This is a genomic window from Pseudomonas sp. RIT-PI-o, from assembly GCF_001297215.1.
In the GTDB taxonomy this organism is placed as follows: Bacteria; Pseudomonadota; Gammaproteobacteria; order Pseudomonadales; family Pseudomonadaceae; genus Aquipseudomonas; species Aquipseudomonas moraviensis_A.
Map to the genome: position 1 here is coordinate 61,610 of NZ_LHPA01000046.1, position 13,678 is coordinate 75,287.

At 60.6% G+C, this 13,678-nt stretch carries 8 protein-coding genes; 2 read left to right on the forward strand and 6 right to left on the reverse strand.

What is annotated here, in order from left to right; translation table 11 throughout:
- Positions 1–10: 10 nt before the first annotated feature.
- Both glyA and AEQ63_RS25595 read right to left on the reverse strand, forming a co-directional pair.
- The gene (gene glyA / locus AEQ63_RS25590; protein WP_042606644.1) at positions 11–1,264 is read right to left on the reverse strand and encodes a serine hydroxymethyltransferase; all 1,254 of its coding nucleotides are present in this window, start codon (positions 1,262–1,264) and stop codon (positions 11–13) included.
- A 255-nt stretch (positions 1,265–1,519) separates the two neighbouring features.
- Positions 1,520–2,230, reverse strand: a complete 711-nt coding sequence (locus AEQ63_RS25595; protein WP_042606643.1) for a TraX family protein — start codon at positions 2,228–2,230, stop codon at positions 1,520–1,522.
- A 126-nt stretch (positions 2,231–2,356) separates the two neighbouring features.
- On the opposite strand from AEQ63_RS25595, the gene AEQ63_RS25600 reads away from it, so the two are divergent.
- Positions 2,357–3,397 carry a threonine aldolase family protein gene (locus tag AEQ63_RS25600; protein ID WP_042606642.1) on the forward strand — a complete coding sequence of 347 codons (1,041 nt, stop codon included), beginning with the start codon at positions 2,357–2,359 and terminating at the stop codon, positions 3,395–3,397.
- 236 nt (positions 3,398–3,633) lie between these two features.
- Here the strand turns inward: AEQ63_RS25600 and gbcB are convergent, their stop codons facing one another.
- A complete protein-coding gene (gbcB, locus tag AEQ63_RS25605; protein WP_064365314.1) occupies positions 3,634–4,734 on the reverse strand; it encodes a glycine-betaine demethylase subunit GbcB in 1,101 nt (366 codons plus the stop codon).
- A 297-nt stretch (positions 4,735–5,031) separates the two neighbouring features.
- Between gbcB and gbcA the strand changes: the two genes are divergently transcribed.
- A complete protein-coding gene (gene gbcA / locus AEQ63_RS25610) occupies positions 5,032–6,327 on the forward strand; it encodes a glycine-betaine demethylase subunit GbcA (protein ID WP_039757637.1) in 1,296 nt (431 codons plus the stop codon).
- Between the two features lie 101 nt (positions 6,328–6,428).
- Here the strand turns inward: gbcA and AEQ63_RS25615 are convergent, their stop codons facing one another.
- The 3 genes from AEQ63_RS25615 to AEQ63_RS25625 all read right to left on the reverse strand — a co-directional run bounded on the left by AEQ63_RS25615 (position 6,429) and on the right by AEQ63_RS25625 (position 13,217).
- Positions 6,429–7,673, reverse strand: coding sequence for a metallophosphoesterase family protein (locus tag AEQ63_RS25615; RefSeq protein ID WP_064365315.1), 1,245 nt, complete (start codon positions 7,671–7,673; stop codon positions 6,429–6,431).
- A gap of 25 nt (positions 7,674–7,698) precedes the next feature.
- Positions 7,699–9,567: a hypothetical protein gene (locus AEQ63_RS25620; RefSeq protein WP_064365316.1), complete on the reverse strand. Its 1,869-nt coding sequence runs from the start codon at positions 9,565–9,567 to the stop codon at positions 7,699–7,701.
- A 197-nt stretch (positions 9,568–9,764) separates the two neighbouring features.
- Positions 9,765–13,217, reverse strand: coding sequence for a GMC oxidoreductase (locus AEQ63_RS25625; protein ID WP_064365317.1), 3,453 nt, complete (start codon positions 13,215–13,217; stop codon positions 9,765–9,767).
- Positions 13,218–13,678: the final 461 nt, after the last annotated feature.

Below are 13,678 nucleotides of genomic sequence, written 5' to 3' on the forward strand. Positions count from 1 at the left end.
CAGAACCGACTCAGCGATAAACCGGGAAGTCTGCGCACAGGGCCGAGACCTGCTGGGCGACATTGGCCTCGACATCGGCGTCGCCGAGGTTGTCGAGGATGTCGCAGATCCAGCCGGCGAGGGTTTCGCACTGGCTGACCTTGAAGCCGCGAGTGGTCACCGCCGGGGTGCCGATGCGCAGGCCCGAGGTGACGAACGGCGACTGCGGGTCGTTCGGCACAGCATTCTTGTTGACGGTGATGTGCGCGCGGCCCAGTGCAGCGTCGGCGTCTTTGCCGGTCAGGCCCTGACGGATCAGGCTGACCAGGAACAGATGGTTGTCGGTGCCGCCGGAGACCACATCGTAGCCGCGCTTGATGAACACGCTGGCCATCGCCTGGGCGTTGTCGATCACTTGCTGCTGATACGCCTTGAAGCCAGGCTCCAGCGCTTCCTTGAAGCACACGGCTTTACCGGCGATGACGTGCATCAGCGGGCCGCCCTGGGCGCCGGGGAATACCGCGGCGTTGAGCTTCTTCTCGATCTCTTCGTTGGACTTGGCCAGGATCAACCCGCCACGCGGACCGCGCAGGGTCTTGTGGGTGGTGGTGGTGACCACATCGGCGTACGGCAGCGGATTCGGGTACAGACCGGCGGCAACCAGACCGGCCACGTGGGCCATGTCGACGAACAGCAGCGCACCGACCTTGTCGGCGATCTGGCGGAAGCGCGGGAAGTCCAGCGTCTTCGAGTAAGCCGAGAAACCGGCAACGATCATTTTCGGTTTGCACTCGACGGCCAGACGCTCGACCTCGTCGTAGTCGATCAGCCCGGTGTCGGTGTTGATGCCGTACTGCACGGCGTTATAGAGCTTGCCCGAGGACGACACTTTCGCGCCGTGGGTCAGGTGACCACCGTGAGCCAGGCTCATGCCGAGGATAGTGTCGCCTGGCTGGATCAGCGCCAGGTACACGGCGCTGTTGGCCGAGGAGCCGGAGTGCGGCTGGACGTTGGCGTAATCTGCGCCGAACAGTTGCTTGGCGCGCTCGATGGCCAGTGCCTCGACTTTATCGACGTGCTCGCAGCCACCGTAGTAGCGCTTGCCCGGATAGCCTTCGGCGTATTTGTTGGTCAGGCCGCTGCCTTGCGCTTCCATCACGCGCTTGCTGGTGTAGTTCTCCGACGCGATCAGCTCGATGTGATCTTCCTGACGTTGCTCCTCGGCATTCATCGCCGCCAGCAGTGCATCGTCGTAACCCTGGATCTGGTCTTGCTTGCTGAACATCGCGTCTCTCCCAGCGGCATCTGTGCGCCATTCGTCTCGGTAAGGCACCGGCAGTGATGGCAGTGCCCTTTGATGCGATGGTATGACCGGCGCAGACAGCTCAAATGCCTGCGGACGCCACGCAAAGGTGCGTTTACGACATGGCTGGAAATGACTGCAGAATGCGTTCCCCTGTAGGAGCTGCCGAAGGCTGCGATCTTTTGACTTTGACTTTGAAGATCAAAAGATCGCAGCCTTCGGCAGCTCCTACACGGGTTATGCGATCAACTGGCGGGCGGCGAGGAGCAAGAGAAAATGCGCGGGATAGAGTGCGTAAGCCCAGCGCCGCATCGGTGGTGGCCGGACATGTCGCCCATGTCGCAACAGGAACATTCCAAGCATCGGCGCAAACAGACACGTCGCCAGACCGAGCATCGCCACGCTGTTGCCGAACCGCGCCGATTCGAGCAGCACTTGCCATTGGTTCGCAGCCAGACAAACCAGCCCGGGCAACAGACTGAGATACCACGGCCGGCGAAAGACCAGCAGCATCGCCAACGGCAGCAGCACGCCGAAGAAACCGAACATCAGTCGCTCTGAAAAAACCATCGCGACCACCAGCGCGGCCAGTGCGAGCAATCGCGCCACCGACGCAGAGTCCTGCCAAGCGCGGGCCACCAGCAGGCCCAGTGCCAGCGTCGGCATCACGTTCAAGGTGTCAGGTTCGGGTATGTACAAGCGATAAGGGATTTCACTGACGGCACTGAACAGCAACAACCAGCCCAGATACCGCCACTCCATCCTCCGCGAACCGTCGCGCGCCAGGTTCGCCGCCATCGCCAGGCAAAACCACGGAAATGCCAGGCGCCCCGGCACATACAGCCAGTCGACGGAGAAGCCGACATATCGCAGGTGATCGAGCAACATGCTCAGCAGCGCCAGCCACTTGAGCAGATCCAGGGCACCGTCGCGTTGGCTCAGGTGCATAATCGGCCCATAAACTGGTAATTTTCTGCACCCGACATCACATGTGCTCCCCGGAAGATCTTCGGTAAAGTGCGCATCCTCATTGACCACGAGTCTTCACAAGAGTCTCGATTACGGAAGCCGGCCATGACCGACAAGAGCCAACAATTCGCCAGCGACAACTATTCCGGTATCTGCCCTGAAGCCTGGGCCGCCATGGAGCAGGCCAACCACGGCCACCAGCGCGCTTACGGCGACGATGAATGGACCGCGCGCGCGGCCGATCATTTCCGCAAACTGTTCGAGACCGACTGCGAAGTGTTCTTCGCCTTCAACGGCACCGCCGCCAACTCGCTGGCCCTGTCGTCGCTGTGCCAGAGTTACCACAGCGTGATCTGCTCGGAAACCGCCCACGTCGAAACAGACGAATGCGGCGCTCCGGAATTCTTTTCCAACGGCTCGAAGCTGCTGATCGCCGGCACTGAAAACGGCAAGATCACCCCGCAATCGATCCGCGAAGTGGCGCTCAAGCGCCAGGACATTCACTACCCGAAACCGCGCGTGGTAACCCTGACCCAGGCCACCGAAGTCGGCAGCGTCTACACCCCGGAAGAAGTCCGCGCGATCAGCGTCACCTGCAAGGAGCTCGGCCTGCACCTGCACATGGACGGCGCACGCTTCTCCAACGCCTGCGCATTCCTCGGCTGCTCGCCTGCCGACCTGACCTGGAAGGCCGGCGTCGATGTGCTGTGTTTCGGCGGCACCAAGAACGGCATGGCGGTGGGTGAAGCGATCCTGTTCTTCAACCACAAACTGGCCGAAGATTTCGACTACCGCTGCAAACAGGCCGGGCAACTGGCATCGAAAATGCGCTTCCTGTCGGCACCCTGGGTCGGCATTCTGGAAAACGACGCCTGGCTCAAATACGCCCGCCACGCCAACCACTGCGCGCAACTGCTGGCAGAACTGGTCAGCGATATCCCCGGCGTCGAACTGATGTTCCCGGTGCAGGCCAACGGCGTGTTCCTGCAACTGTCCGAGCCAGCAATCGCCGCCCTGACCGCGAAGAACTGGCGTTTCTACACCTTCATCGGCAAGGGCGGCGCACGCTTCATGTGTTCGTGGGATACCGAAGAGGAACGCGTGCGCGAACTGGCGCGCGATATTCGCGAGGTCATGTCGGCCTGATCCCAAACCAGCGGATTGATCGCAAAAGCGATGCCCCTCACCCTAGCCCTCTCCCGAGGGAGAGGGGACTGATTGGGGGATGCTCAAGAATTACGCCGACCTGAACGTGAAGTGTTGAATCCATAATCGACTCGGTGTCTCAGGTCGATGCAAAGCGACAGACCCCTCACCCCAGCCCTCTCCTTGGGGAGAGGGCTGGGGTGAGGGGCGAGCCGGACGCAGCCCCTTCGCCTCACTCAGAACTCGATCCGCACGTCGCCCTTGGGCACGCTGCAGCACGACAGGATGAACCCCTCGGCCTCATCCTCCTCGGTAATCCCGCCGTTGTGCTCCATCTCCACTTCGCCGCCCAGTTTCATCACTTTGCACGTGCCGCAAATACCCATGCCGCAGGCTTTGGGGATCATCAGACCGAGCTTGGCGGCTGCTGCGTGCACGGTTTCACCCGGGCCGACGCGGATGCTTTTGCCGGACGCGATGAATTCGACCTGATGCAGATCCGCCGCGTCGACTTGCGGTGCATCGGCGGCTTGTTCGGCTTGCTCCACTGCGTCGGCACGCGCTTCCGGTGGCGTGGCGCCGAAGGATTCTTCGTGGTAGCGCGACATGTCGTAGCCAGCCGCTTCCAGCAGGCGTTTGACTGCGGTCATGTACGGCGTCGGGCCGCAGCAGAACACTTCGCGCTCGAGGAAGTCCGGAACCATCAGTTCGAGCATCTTGTGATTCAGATAACCGCGATAACCGGCCCAGGGCTCACCGAGGCCATGCTTTTCACAGATCAGGTGCAGACTGAAGTTGTCGATCCGCGACGCCATGTGCTCGAGTTCGCGGTGGTAAATGATGTCTTTCGGCGAGCGTGCGCTGTGCACGAAGGTCATGTCGACGTTGGCGTTGGTGTCGTAGAACCAGCGCGCCATCGACATGCACGGGGTGATACCGACGCCGCCACTCAGATACAGGACTTTCGGACTCGGGAAGTCGATGGCGTTGAACAGCCCGACCGGGCCGTGCACTGCCAGCTCCTGACCTTCATGCAGGGTGTCGTGCAACCAGTTCGAGACCTTGCCGCCCGGCACGCGCTTGATCGTCACCGAAAAGCTGTACGGCACCGACGGCGAGCTGGAAATCGTGTACGAGCGCATGATCGGCTGGCCTTCGATTTCGAGCTCGAGGGTGACGAACTGCCCCGGTTTGAAGAAGAACAGGATCGGCTGGTCGGCCATGAAGCAGAACGTGCGCACATCCCAGGTTTCCTGGATGACTTTGACGCAACGGACAATGTGTCGGCCATTGGCCCAGGTCTGGGTGGTGACCGGATTCAGGAAGCTGTTGGACATGCTGTTCTCCACGGCCGACTGTCGGCCTCATGTCGGCGATTCTGCGTATAGCGCAGAGCGCGCGTTTACCTATCCGCGACATTGACATACTTATCGCGACCAGCCCTTGAACACCGGGGCTTGCGCGTCGGGAACAGATTGCACCATGTCGCGCATGGATAAGGTTCCGCCCAGCGCCGGCCCCACACTCGCCCCAACACAAGACGACTTCTTTACACCTTGCGTAGCAACCGTTTTTGCAGCACACCTGATCAGCCACTTTCGCCGGCCACGCAGAGGGCCATGAGGATTACATCGATGGACGTCACCGCAAAAATCAGCCTGGGCGATCCGCTGGAACCCGCACGCAAGGCCACCGCGCAAATGCTCCAGGAGCGCGAGCGCACATTTTCCCTGCCGCAACCGTTCTACAGCGACGAGCGGCTGTTCGATATCGACATGCAGGAGATCTTCCAGAAGGAATGGTTGATCGCCGGCATGACCTGCGAGATCCCGGCCAAAGGCAATTACCTGACCCTGCAGATCGGCAAGAACCCGATCATTGTCATCCGTGGCGCCGAGGGTGTGGTGCATGCCTTCCACAACGTCTGCCGCCACCGGGGCTCGCGCCTGTGCACCAGTGAAAAAGGCAAGGTCGCCAAGCTGGTCTGCCACTACCACCAGTGGACCTACGAGCTGGACGGTCGCCTGCTGTTCGCCGGCACCGAAATGGGCGCCGACTTCGACATGAAGCAGTACGGCCTGAAGCCGGTGAACGTGAAAACCGCTGGCGGCTACATCTTCATCAGCCTGGCGGAAAACCCGCCGGCCATCGATGACTTCCTGTCGACGCTCAACCATTACATGGAACCGTACGACATGGAGAACACCAAGGTGGCGATCACCACCACCTTGATGGAGAAGGCCAACTGGAAACTGGTGCTGGAAAACAACCGCGAGTGCTACCACTGCAACGCGTCGCACCCGGAACTGTTGAAAACCCTGCTGGAGTGGGACGACGTCACCGACCCGCGCGCCGATCAGGCGTTCAAGGACCACGTTGCCGCGTCCGCCGCTGCCTGGGAAGCGGAAAAGATCCCTTACGCCCACGCCAGTTTCGGCCTGCGCAACCGCATCGTGCGCATGCCGCTGCTCAAGGGCACCGTGTCGATGACCCTCGACGGCAAACAGGGCTGCGCGAAGTTGATGGGCCGGATCAAGAACCCGGATCTGGGCTCGATGCGCATCCTGCACCTGCCGCACTCGTGGAACCACTGCATGGGCGATCACATCATCGTCTTCACCGTGTGGCCGATCAGCGCTCAGGAAACCATGGTCACCACCAAATGGCTGGTGCACAAGGATGCGGTGGAAGGTGTCGATTACGACGTCGAGCGCATGCGCCAGGTGTGGGACGCGACCAACGATCAGGACCGGCGTCTGGCTGAGGAAAACCAGCGCGGGATCAACTCCACCGCTTACCAGCCGGGGCCTTACTCGAAGACGTATGAGTTTGGCGTGGTCAACTTCGTCGACTGGTACAGCGAGCGGATGCTGAACAACCTCGGCGCCGAACCTGCACCATACCTCAAAGGCGTCCCGGTCCAGGGCTGATCAAGATCAAAAGATCGCAGCCTTCGGCAGCTCCTACAGGTGGAATGCATTCCAACTGTAGGAGTGAGCCTGCTCGCGATGGCGCCCTCACATTCACCCATTTATTTGGATGACCACCTCACACTGCCATCCTCGCCAATAAACTCCTCGAAAATCTCCTCCCCCACCAACCTGATTTTCGCGTATCCGTTCAACACCCGCAGCGGATACGCCGGGTCGTTGGCGTCCTGAGTCTCCGACCACAACACCCGCGAATGCCCGTTCAGTTCGCTGGCATTGCCATAGGGGATCGCCCCGTGCCCGGCACAGCGCGCATGCAGACCGCCCTGCTGCGCATAGACGATGCCGTTGTGCAGATGCCCCCAATACCAATAATCCGGCTCGCGCCCCAGCGCATCGCACACCGGTTGATACAGCGCCGTCTTGTGGTGCCCGGAAATATCGAAGCCCTGATGATGACTGAGCACCATGAGTTTTTTGCGTTTCGGCAGGCCTTTCATCCACTGGATCTGCGGCTCGTTCAAGGTGCCGTCCATGTACAGATTCATCGCATCAGACGCATAGGCAGAATCCAGCCCGACCACCAGCCAGTCATCATTGACCAGGGCAAAATAACTGGTGCCCTGTTGCCCGGGAAATTGCCTGGCCAGTTCCTTGAAGTAGCCATGGGCGCCGCTGTACATCTCGTGGTTGGAGTTGAGGGTGAACGAGCCGTGTGTGCCCATCGGCCAACCCGCCATGTCGACGTCTTCCTGGGAATGACTGCCGGCGTAATACACATCGCCCAAATGAATGGTGAAATCGGCCTGGGCCAGTTGCATCTGGTTGGCCACCGACACCGCCGGCGCATGGCTGTCGAACGGTCCGGTGCCCCAGTCACCGGCAATCGCCAGGGTCACGTCGCGATCCATCTGCACCACCGCCGGGTCAGTGCCGAACGTTGCGTGATGGCGCAGGTTTTCGATCCACTTCAACAGCGCCTCGCTCCACAGCAGATCGAGCAGTTCCCACTTGCGACACCCGAGCAGGCTGCCGTCCTTGAGCACCCGGGTCGCCAGTTGATCGGTGGACTGCGGCAACGGCGTGGCATTGCCGATGCGCAGGATCGACAGACCATGGGCCAACTCCCACGGCACCGCCGGCTCGTCAGTCGGCAATTCGCCGTTTTTCAGCACGTAATGCGCCTGATCGTGGCCGCGCTGCAACAGCTTGATGATTGCCTGAAACTCCTGTGGCTCCAGCTCGCTGATGAGCTTCATCCAGGCCATTTCCATGCGCGTGAACAAGCCGTGAATGCGCAATTTGACCTTGTCATATTCGTGTTCCAAATGACTGACCAGTGACATGGCGTAATCCTCTCTCCGTAAGGGTTCACAGGGTTTTCATGAATTCGATCAACGCGCGTTTGTCGTCGTCCGACAAGGTCGTGCCGTACAGGTGACCGCTGTTGTGGTTGCCCTCCAGGCGCGTGTCGTATTTGAAGTCCGCCGAGGCTTTGGCCTGGGCGCCGCTGGTGACGAAACCGACGTTGACCGGGTCGTAGATGTCCGAACCGGTGATGAACACTTGCGGACGTTTTTCCGGCGGTTGCAGCAAGTCCCACAACGTCGGTACCGAACCGTTGTGCAGGTAGGGCGCACGCAACCAGATGCCGTCGGTGGGCGTATTGCTGTAGCTCTGGGTCTTGCGATACGCACCGAAGTCGAACGGCGGCTTCTTGAAGGTGTGGAATGCCGTCACCAGACCGGTGGTGAACGAGTCGAGCCGGTGCGGATCGGTGCCGAGCTGGTCGATATCGGTGGTGACCTGGCCGGTATCGGCACGACCAAAATCATGACAAGCCGCGCAGTTGGCCTCCCAGATCGGCTTGCCCTGGGCAACCCTGGCCTGATCCAGCGCCCACGGCCACGCCGGTGCCTTGTGCCCGAGCAGCCAGTTGGTCACGCGGTTGAAGCTGGGCGGCAGCACCGATTCCGGCGTCGCACCCACGGCCATCGCGGCGGCGTAATTGCGTTCGTGGATCTTGTTGTTATTGCCGTCCCAGTGCAGGTACATCGATTCCCTGGGTTTCTGGTTCCACACTTGTGGCAGGTCGACGGTGCCGATGGTCGAGTCATCCGGGAAGCCGAACACCACCATTTTCGTCGGATTGAAGGTGTCGGTGCGGCCTGGGCCCTGTTGCGGACGCAGCTTCTGCCAGGCGTAGGCCTGCTTCTGCTTGAGCAAGGCGCTTTTGGCCATCGGCATGATCAGGTAGCGGTTGTAGAGTTTCTCGAAGAAACCCAGCTGGAATTCTCCGTTGATCGCCGCCATCACCGCGTCGGTGGTGAATTTCGGATCACTGGCGCAATCGTAGGCAAACCACTGGAAGGCTTGCAGTTGCAGAGTGTTGGCCGGCGCGCTCGGCACGTTGACGGCGACGTCGCTGGCATTGGCGCGGTAGGAACCGGTGTGGCACAGCGCACAGTTCGGCTCGACGGTCGGGTAGCCGATCTGCCGCTTGGCCATGCCGATCGGCAGGTCCTTGCCGTTTTCGAACAGGAAGCCGAACACCTCCCAGCCACCGGGTCTGGGCATTTTCTCCGGGCACATCTGCGGCAGCACGGCGAACAGGTAATAGGGGATGCGCGCTTCGATGCCCAGACCAATAGCGGCATATTTGTAGTGGTCTTCGTCCGACGCGTATTGCTGTTCAGGCACGACGCGGAGCATCTGATACCAGGTTTCATAACCAATGAAGCCCAACACCGCGACCACGATCAGCGTGCCGACCTTGAAGGCGTGACTCTGCCATCGCCGCCGCCACGCCGCGCGCCATTCGCGACAGCCATCGCACAGCAGCGCCCATGGTCGGTTCGCCGGCGTGGTGCCGAGGTAGAGCAAAATGCCGAGGATCAGGAAGAAGCTCAGATCGCCCATCAACATCGGCACGAACAGCGAGCCCTGGGTGCTGGTGTTGATCAGGTAAATCCAGAAGATCACGGCGATCAACCGCGTCAGCACGCACAGCCAGGAATGCACCACGTAGCGGGGCGCGTTGAAGCCCGACGGCATGTAGAACACGCTGATGCCGACCAGCAGCATTCCGGCGTTCTCCAGCCACGGGTCAGAGAGTTGCGGCGGCAGTCCGACCACCGATGTCAGCAAGCCCGGCGCGAACAGCGCGGGGATGGCGAACACCATGTTCATCGCAATGCCGATCCAGATGAAGCGTTGAAACCAGCGGATGTAGCTGTCCATGTCATCCATTTCCTTGTGCAGACCCTAGAAAGAAATACACAGCCTGATCGGCCTTTGTGGCGAGGGAGCTTGCTCCCGCTGGGCTGCGAAGCGGTCCCAAAACCTGAGAGTGCGGTTTTCCTGAAACACCGCATCTGCCGGGTTTACGACTGCTGCGCAGCCGAGCGGGAGCAAGCTCCCTCGCCACAGGGACTTCATCAGCCGAGGGCCGTTTTCTCCAGGTGTTCAAGGATGATCGGGTAGACATCGACCACCGCGTTCTTGCCGAACATGCAGTCGATATGGCCGTAGCCCGGCACCACCTGCCGGCTGTAGCGCTCCGGCCCGTTGACTTCGCACACTCGCTGGTAGGTCTTGAGCGTACTTTCCGGCAGATAACACTGGTTATCGGCGCCGCTGATAAAGCAGATCGGCATGGTCAGCCGATCAAAGTGCGGCATGTACACATCGTTGCCTTTGAAATCCACCAGATGTCCTTTGCGCACGATCAGCGCCAGATGTTCGAAGGTCTCGATGTTCGATTCGCCGAACAATTCGTGCAGGTTGTCGTGCAAGGTTTCGTTGAGGGTGTCGTGGCGATACAGCGACGCGTACATGAAGGTGATGCGGTGACACACCGGGTTGGTGCAGTAACCCTGGGCCTCGATCCGCGCGTAGCCGTTGAGGGCCTTGTCGTAGAGTTTGTTGAACCAGTTTTCCTTGCTGTCGGCGTAAGCGGTCATCGACTTGATGCCGATCGCATCGAGCATGCCCGGCAGGTGCAATCCGGCTTTCAAACCCGTCGCGGTGGCGACCACGGTGTCTGCGGCAATTTGTGAGCAGACCACCGAACGCACCCCCTGCAAACCGGCGAGCAGCGACATGAAGAAGGTCGTTGCGCCGTAGCAATGCACCACGCATTGCACATCACGGGCGTCGGTTTGCTGCTGTATCTGCGCGATGGCCGCCTTGAAGTCGTATCGGGCGATCTGATCGCCGTTCCACTCCTTCTTGCTCGCCGGCAGCAAAATGCTCACGCGAAAATCCAGCAACCACACGTCGTAATCGTGCTTGCACAGGTACTCCAGCAGATTGGTCTGGATGGTATCGGTGGAAAAGATGTTCGACCCCACACCCAAGCCATGCACCAGCATCACCGGTCCTTTGCTCCCGGCCTGGTACCGAGTCAGACGCAGTTCGACGCCATCCTCGGTGGGGAAGAAATGCACTGCCGGGACGGGGGCATCCAATGGTCGTTTCAGCCGTGGCGGCGCGTCGGGGTTGAAGTAGATATCGCCGGCAAACACCCCGCCGTAACTTTCCCAGAGAATCCCGGCGAAGAACTTGCCGAACCGTGCCAGGCCTTCGATGCGCTCGCGCTCATTGCGTGCATTGAGCACTTTCATGGTGGTCATCTGCTTGGCGAAATCGGTCGGGTGAATGTGCATCACTCCCGAGCCGATCACTTCGCCCGACTTGTCCGGCCCGCGATACAGCGTCACGTACAGGGTGCTGGTGTCGTGCCAGATATTCAGCACGCCGTTATCTTCCGGTACGGTTTTGAAGGCGCTGAAGAAATAGTCGTTGCCGTCCTCGGCGGTCAGTTTCATGTCGTACTTCATGTGGCGCGTATCGACCTGTTGCTCGAATTGCTCGAACAGGTTGAACACGCCGTTGCTGGCGGTCAGCGGCTGCGGTGACAGTGCCGGAGCGTTCACCGTGCCGACGATGGTCGCCGCGTGTTCCGGCTCCCTGATCATCCGGTTCATGTCGCTGGCGGTGATCGTCAGGGTGAAGTCGATCGGCGAGTTGTCCGCCTCTCCGCGCTTGGCCGCTGCTTCATAAACTTTCAGGTCGGTGCTCTGCGCCGCCGTGAAGGCGCGGGAGAAATAGCCCTTCATGGTTTCCGTAAACTGCACGCCGAGGGTGGGCGGCGCCACCGGTTTGCGCGGCGCAGAAGGCAACGTGTAGTCGATCTGCCAGCCACGGTCGGCGGCGAGCAGGACCATGTTGCGCTCACTCACCGCAGAGATGGTCAGCAGCGGATTGACCGCCAGCGAGGTCGGAATCACCGCGCCATCGGTGACGTAGAGATTGGCGTAAACATCAGTGCCGCTGGCACCGCTGAACACCTGGCCCTTGTGATTGACCACGCCTTGCGCCGCGTCTTCACCCATCACGCAACCGCCCAGCGGGTGTACCGAAACGATGCTGTGCTTGAGCAGTTTGGTCCAGATCGGGTTCTCCACCCAGACCCCGCCCAATGCCTTGGTGCTCTGGCGCAGACGTTCGTTGCCGAGTTTGAAGTTCTCCTGCTCGCCAACACCTGGCCAATCGATGCGCAACTGATCCTTGCTGTCGAGGACCATCCGCCCCTGCCCGCTGTCATGGCTCATGATCAGGTAGGTCTGCATGTTGTGCAGTGCGCCGTAATAAGGGCCGCGCAGGAAGCTTTCGGCTTCACGTTCCTTGTACTTCAGCTTGCCACTGAAGCTCTCGTCAGTGGCCACGCCGATCATCTCGGCAAACCCGGCCATCGCCGGCACCATCGGCCGCCCGAGGGCGCCGGGAATCGAGCCTTCCTCGATGACCATGCGGCTGCGCCAGTCGCCTTCGGTGCGCATGTCGATGACCGAAGTGATGCACGGGCCAACCGGGTGCAGTTCCTTGGCCGGGTGCGCACCGAAACCGATGCCGTTGATGGTCTGCTCGCAGTTGTGGCCGAAGCCGAGGATGTCGCCGTTGCCGCTCATGTTCTCGCCGAGCTGGCCGGACATCACCACGCCTTTGTCCCGGGAACGCAGGAGGATTTCGGTTGAACCGAGCGTGCCGGCAGAGACCACAACGATGTCGGCCTTCACGAACAGGGTCGGTGCACTGAACATCTCGCGACCACTGTCCAGGTACTGGAAATGCACGATCCAGCCGTCGCCATCACGCTCCAGATGCCGCACTTCGGCCTGACAGAAAATCTCCGCGCCGTGGTTCCAGGCGTCGGGCAGATAGTTCATCAGCGTGGTGTTCTTGGCTTTGTTGTTACAGCCCGAAACGCAGTCGCCGCACTGGTTGCACGGCAGCTGCTCGACGCCGACATGGTTGAGGTTGTTCGGCAGCTTGTCGAAAGTCACGTTGATAGGCGGCTTGTAGAAATGCGCGCCCTGCTGGAGGTAGTCGGCGGATTTCCTGTTGGCGTCGAGTTTCGGCAGGTTCGGTGCAGTGCTCGGGTAAGGGTTGGGCTTGAGCATCTCCCGGGCGCGGGCGTAACCGTCCTTGAGCAACGTATCACGGTGTTCCCGCACCGCTTGCGGCCAACGCGGATCGTCGAATACGCCGGGCTCCGGCTCAAGGGCAACGTTGGCATTGATCAGCGACGTGCCGCCGAGGCCGCAACCGACCACGACGTTTTGCTGGGCGTTCACGTGCAAATCGAACATACCGGTACGCGAACCGATATGCCCGTCCGGGTCATGCACCTGCAGTTCCTCGGTGGCGGCGATCATGGTGTTTGGGTATTCGCCGGGCAGGATTTCCCGACCGCGTTCAAGCAGGCACACACGCTTGCCGGCACGGGACAGGCGCGAGGCAGCAATACCGCCGCCGTAGCCTGAACCAATGACAATCACATCGTAGTGTTCCTTGATCTCGCTGAGAGGCGTTGCGATCCGTGTCATGAAGTGATTCCTCTAATCAGGCAGATGGGGCAACTCTGCGGTTGCCTGCAATCAATGGGCGAACGGGTACCTGGCCACCGGAGAAATTCCGGCCACAGCACAGCGGTCTGGCGGGTCTGGCGGGGGGGGCGCGCTACAGGCGAGCGTGCTGATTGGCAGCGCGTCGGGGCGTGCGCTTGCGTGGGGAGGGCGGGGGGGGGTGCGGCTGGCTATCCATCATGCGTTCTCCCAGAACCTGATGTGGATAAATGACGGCTGTCCTTGTGCCATTGCAGTGAAGACAGCACAGGAATCGAAGTCAAGGCAACTTCTTAGAACTGTATGAAATGTAATCAATTGCCATTTGGACTAAGCCGGCCGGGGCTTGCAAGGTTTGGCGAACAAGTTATCCACATAGCCACCCACAGCAAATGGGGGTAACTGTGCATGAGCCAAAAATTATCGTGCTGATTTACAAAGAA

Bases quoted from the DNA above. Each gene is read 5' to 3' on its own strand.
- AEQ63_RS25600 (WP_042606642.1), top strand. From the start codon at position 2,357: ATGACCGACAAGAGCCAACAATTCGCCAGCGACAACTATTCCGGTATC.
- AEQ63_RS25620 (WP_064365316.1), bottom strand. From the start codon at position 9,567: ATGGACAGCTACATCCGCTGGTTTCAACGCTTCATCTGGATCGGCATT.
- glyA (WP_042606644.1), bottom strand. From the start codon at position 1,264: ATGTTCAGCAAGCAAGACCAGATCCAGGGTTACGACGATGCACTGCTG.
- gbcB (WP_064365314.1), bottom strand. From the start codon at position 4,734: ATGTCCAACAGCTTCCTGAATCCGGTCACCACCCAGACCTGGGCCAAT.
- AEQ63_RS25615 (WP_064365315.1), bottom strand. From the start codon at position 7,673: ATGTCACTGGTCAGTCATTTGGAACACGAATATGACAAGGTCAAATTG.
- AEQ63_RS25625 (WP_064365317.1), bottom strand. From the start codon at position 13,217: ATGACACGGATCGCAACGCCTCTCAGCGAGATCAAGGAACACTACGAT.
- gbcA (WP_039757637.1), top strand. From the start codon at position 5,032: ATGGACGTCACCGCAAAAATCAGCCTGGGCGATCCGCTGGAACCCGCA.
- AEQ63_RS25595 (WP_042606643.1), bottom strand. From the start codon at position 2,230: ATGCACCTGAGCCAACGCGACGGTGCCCTGGATCTGCTCAAGTGGCTG.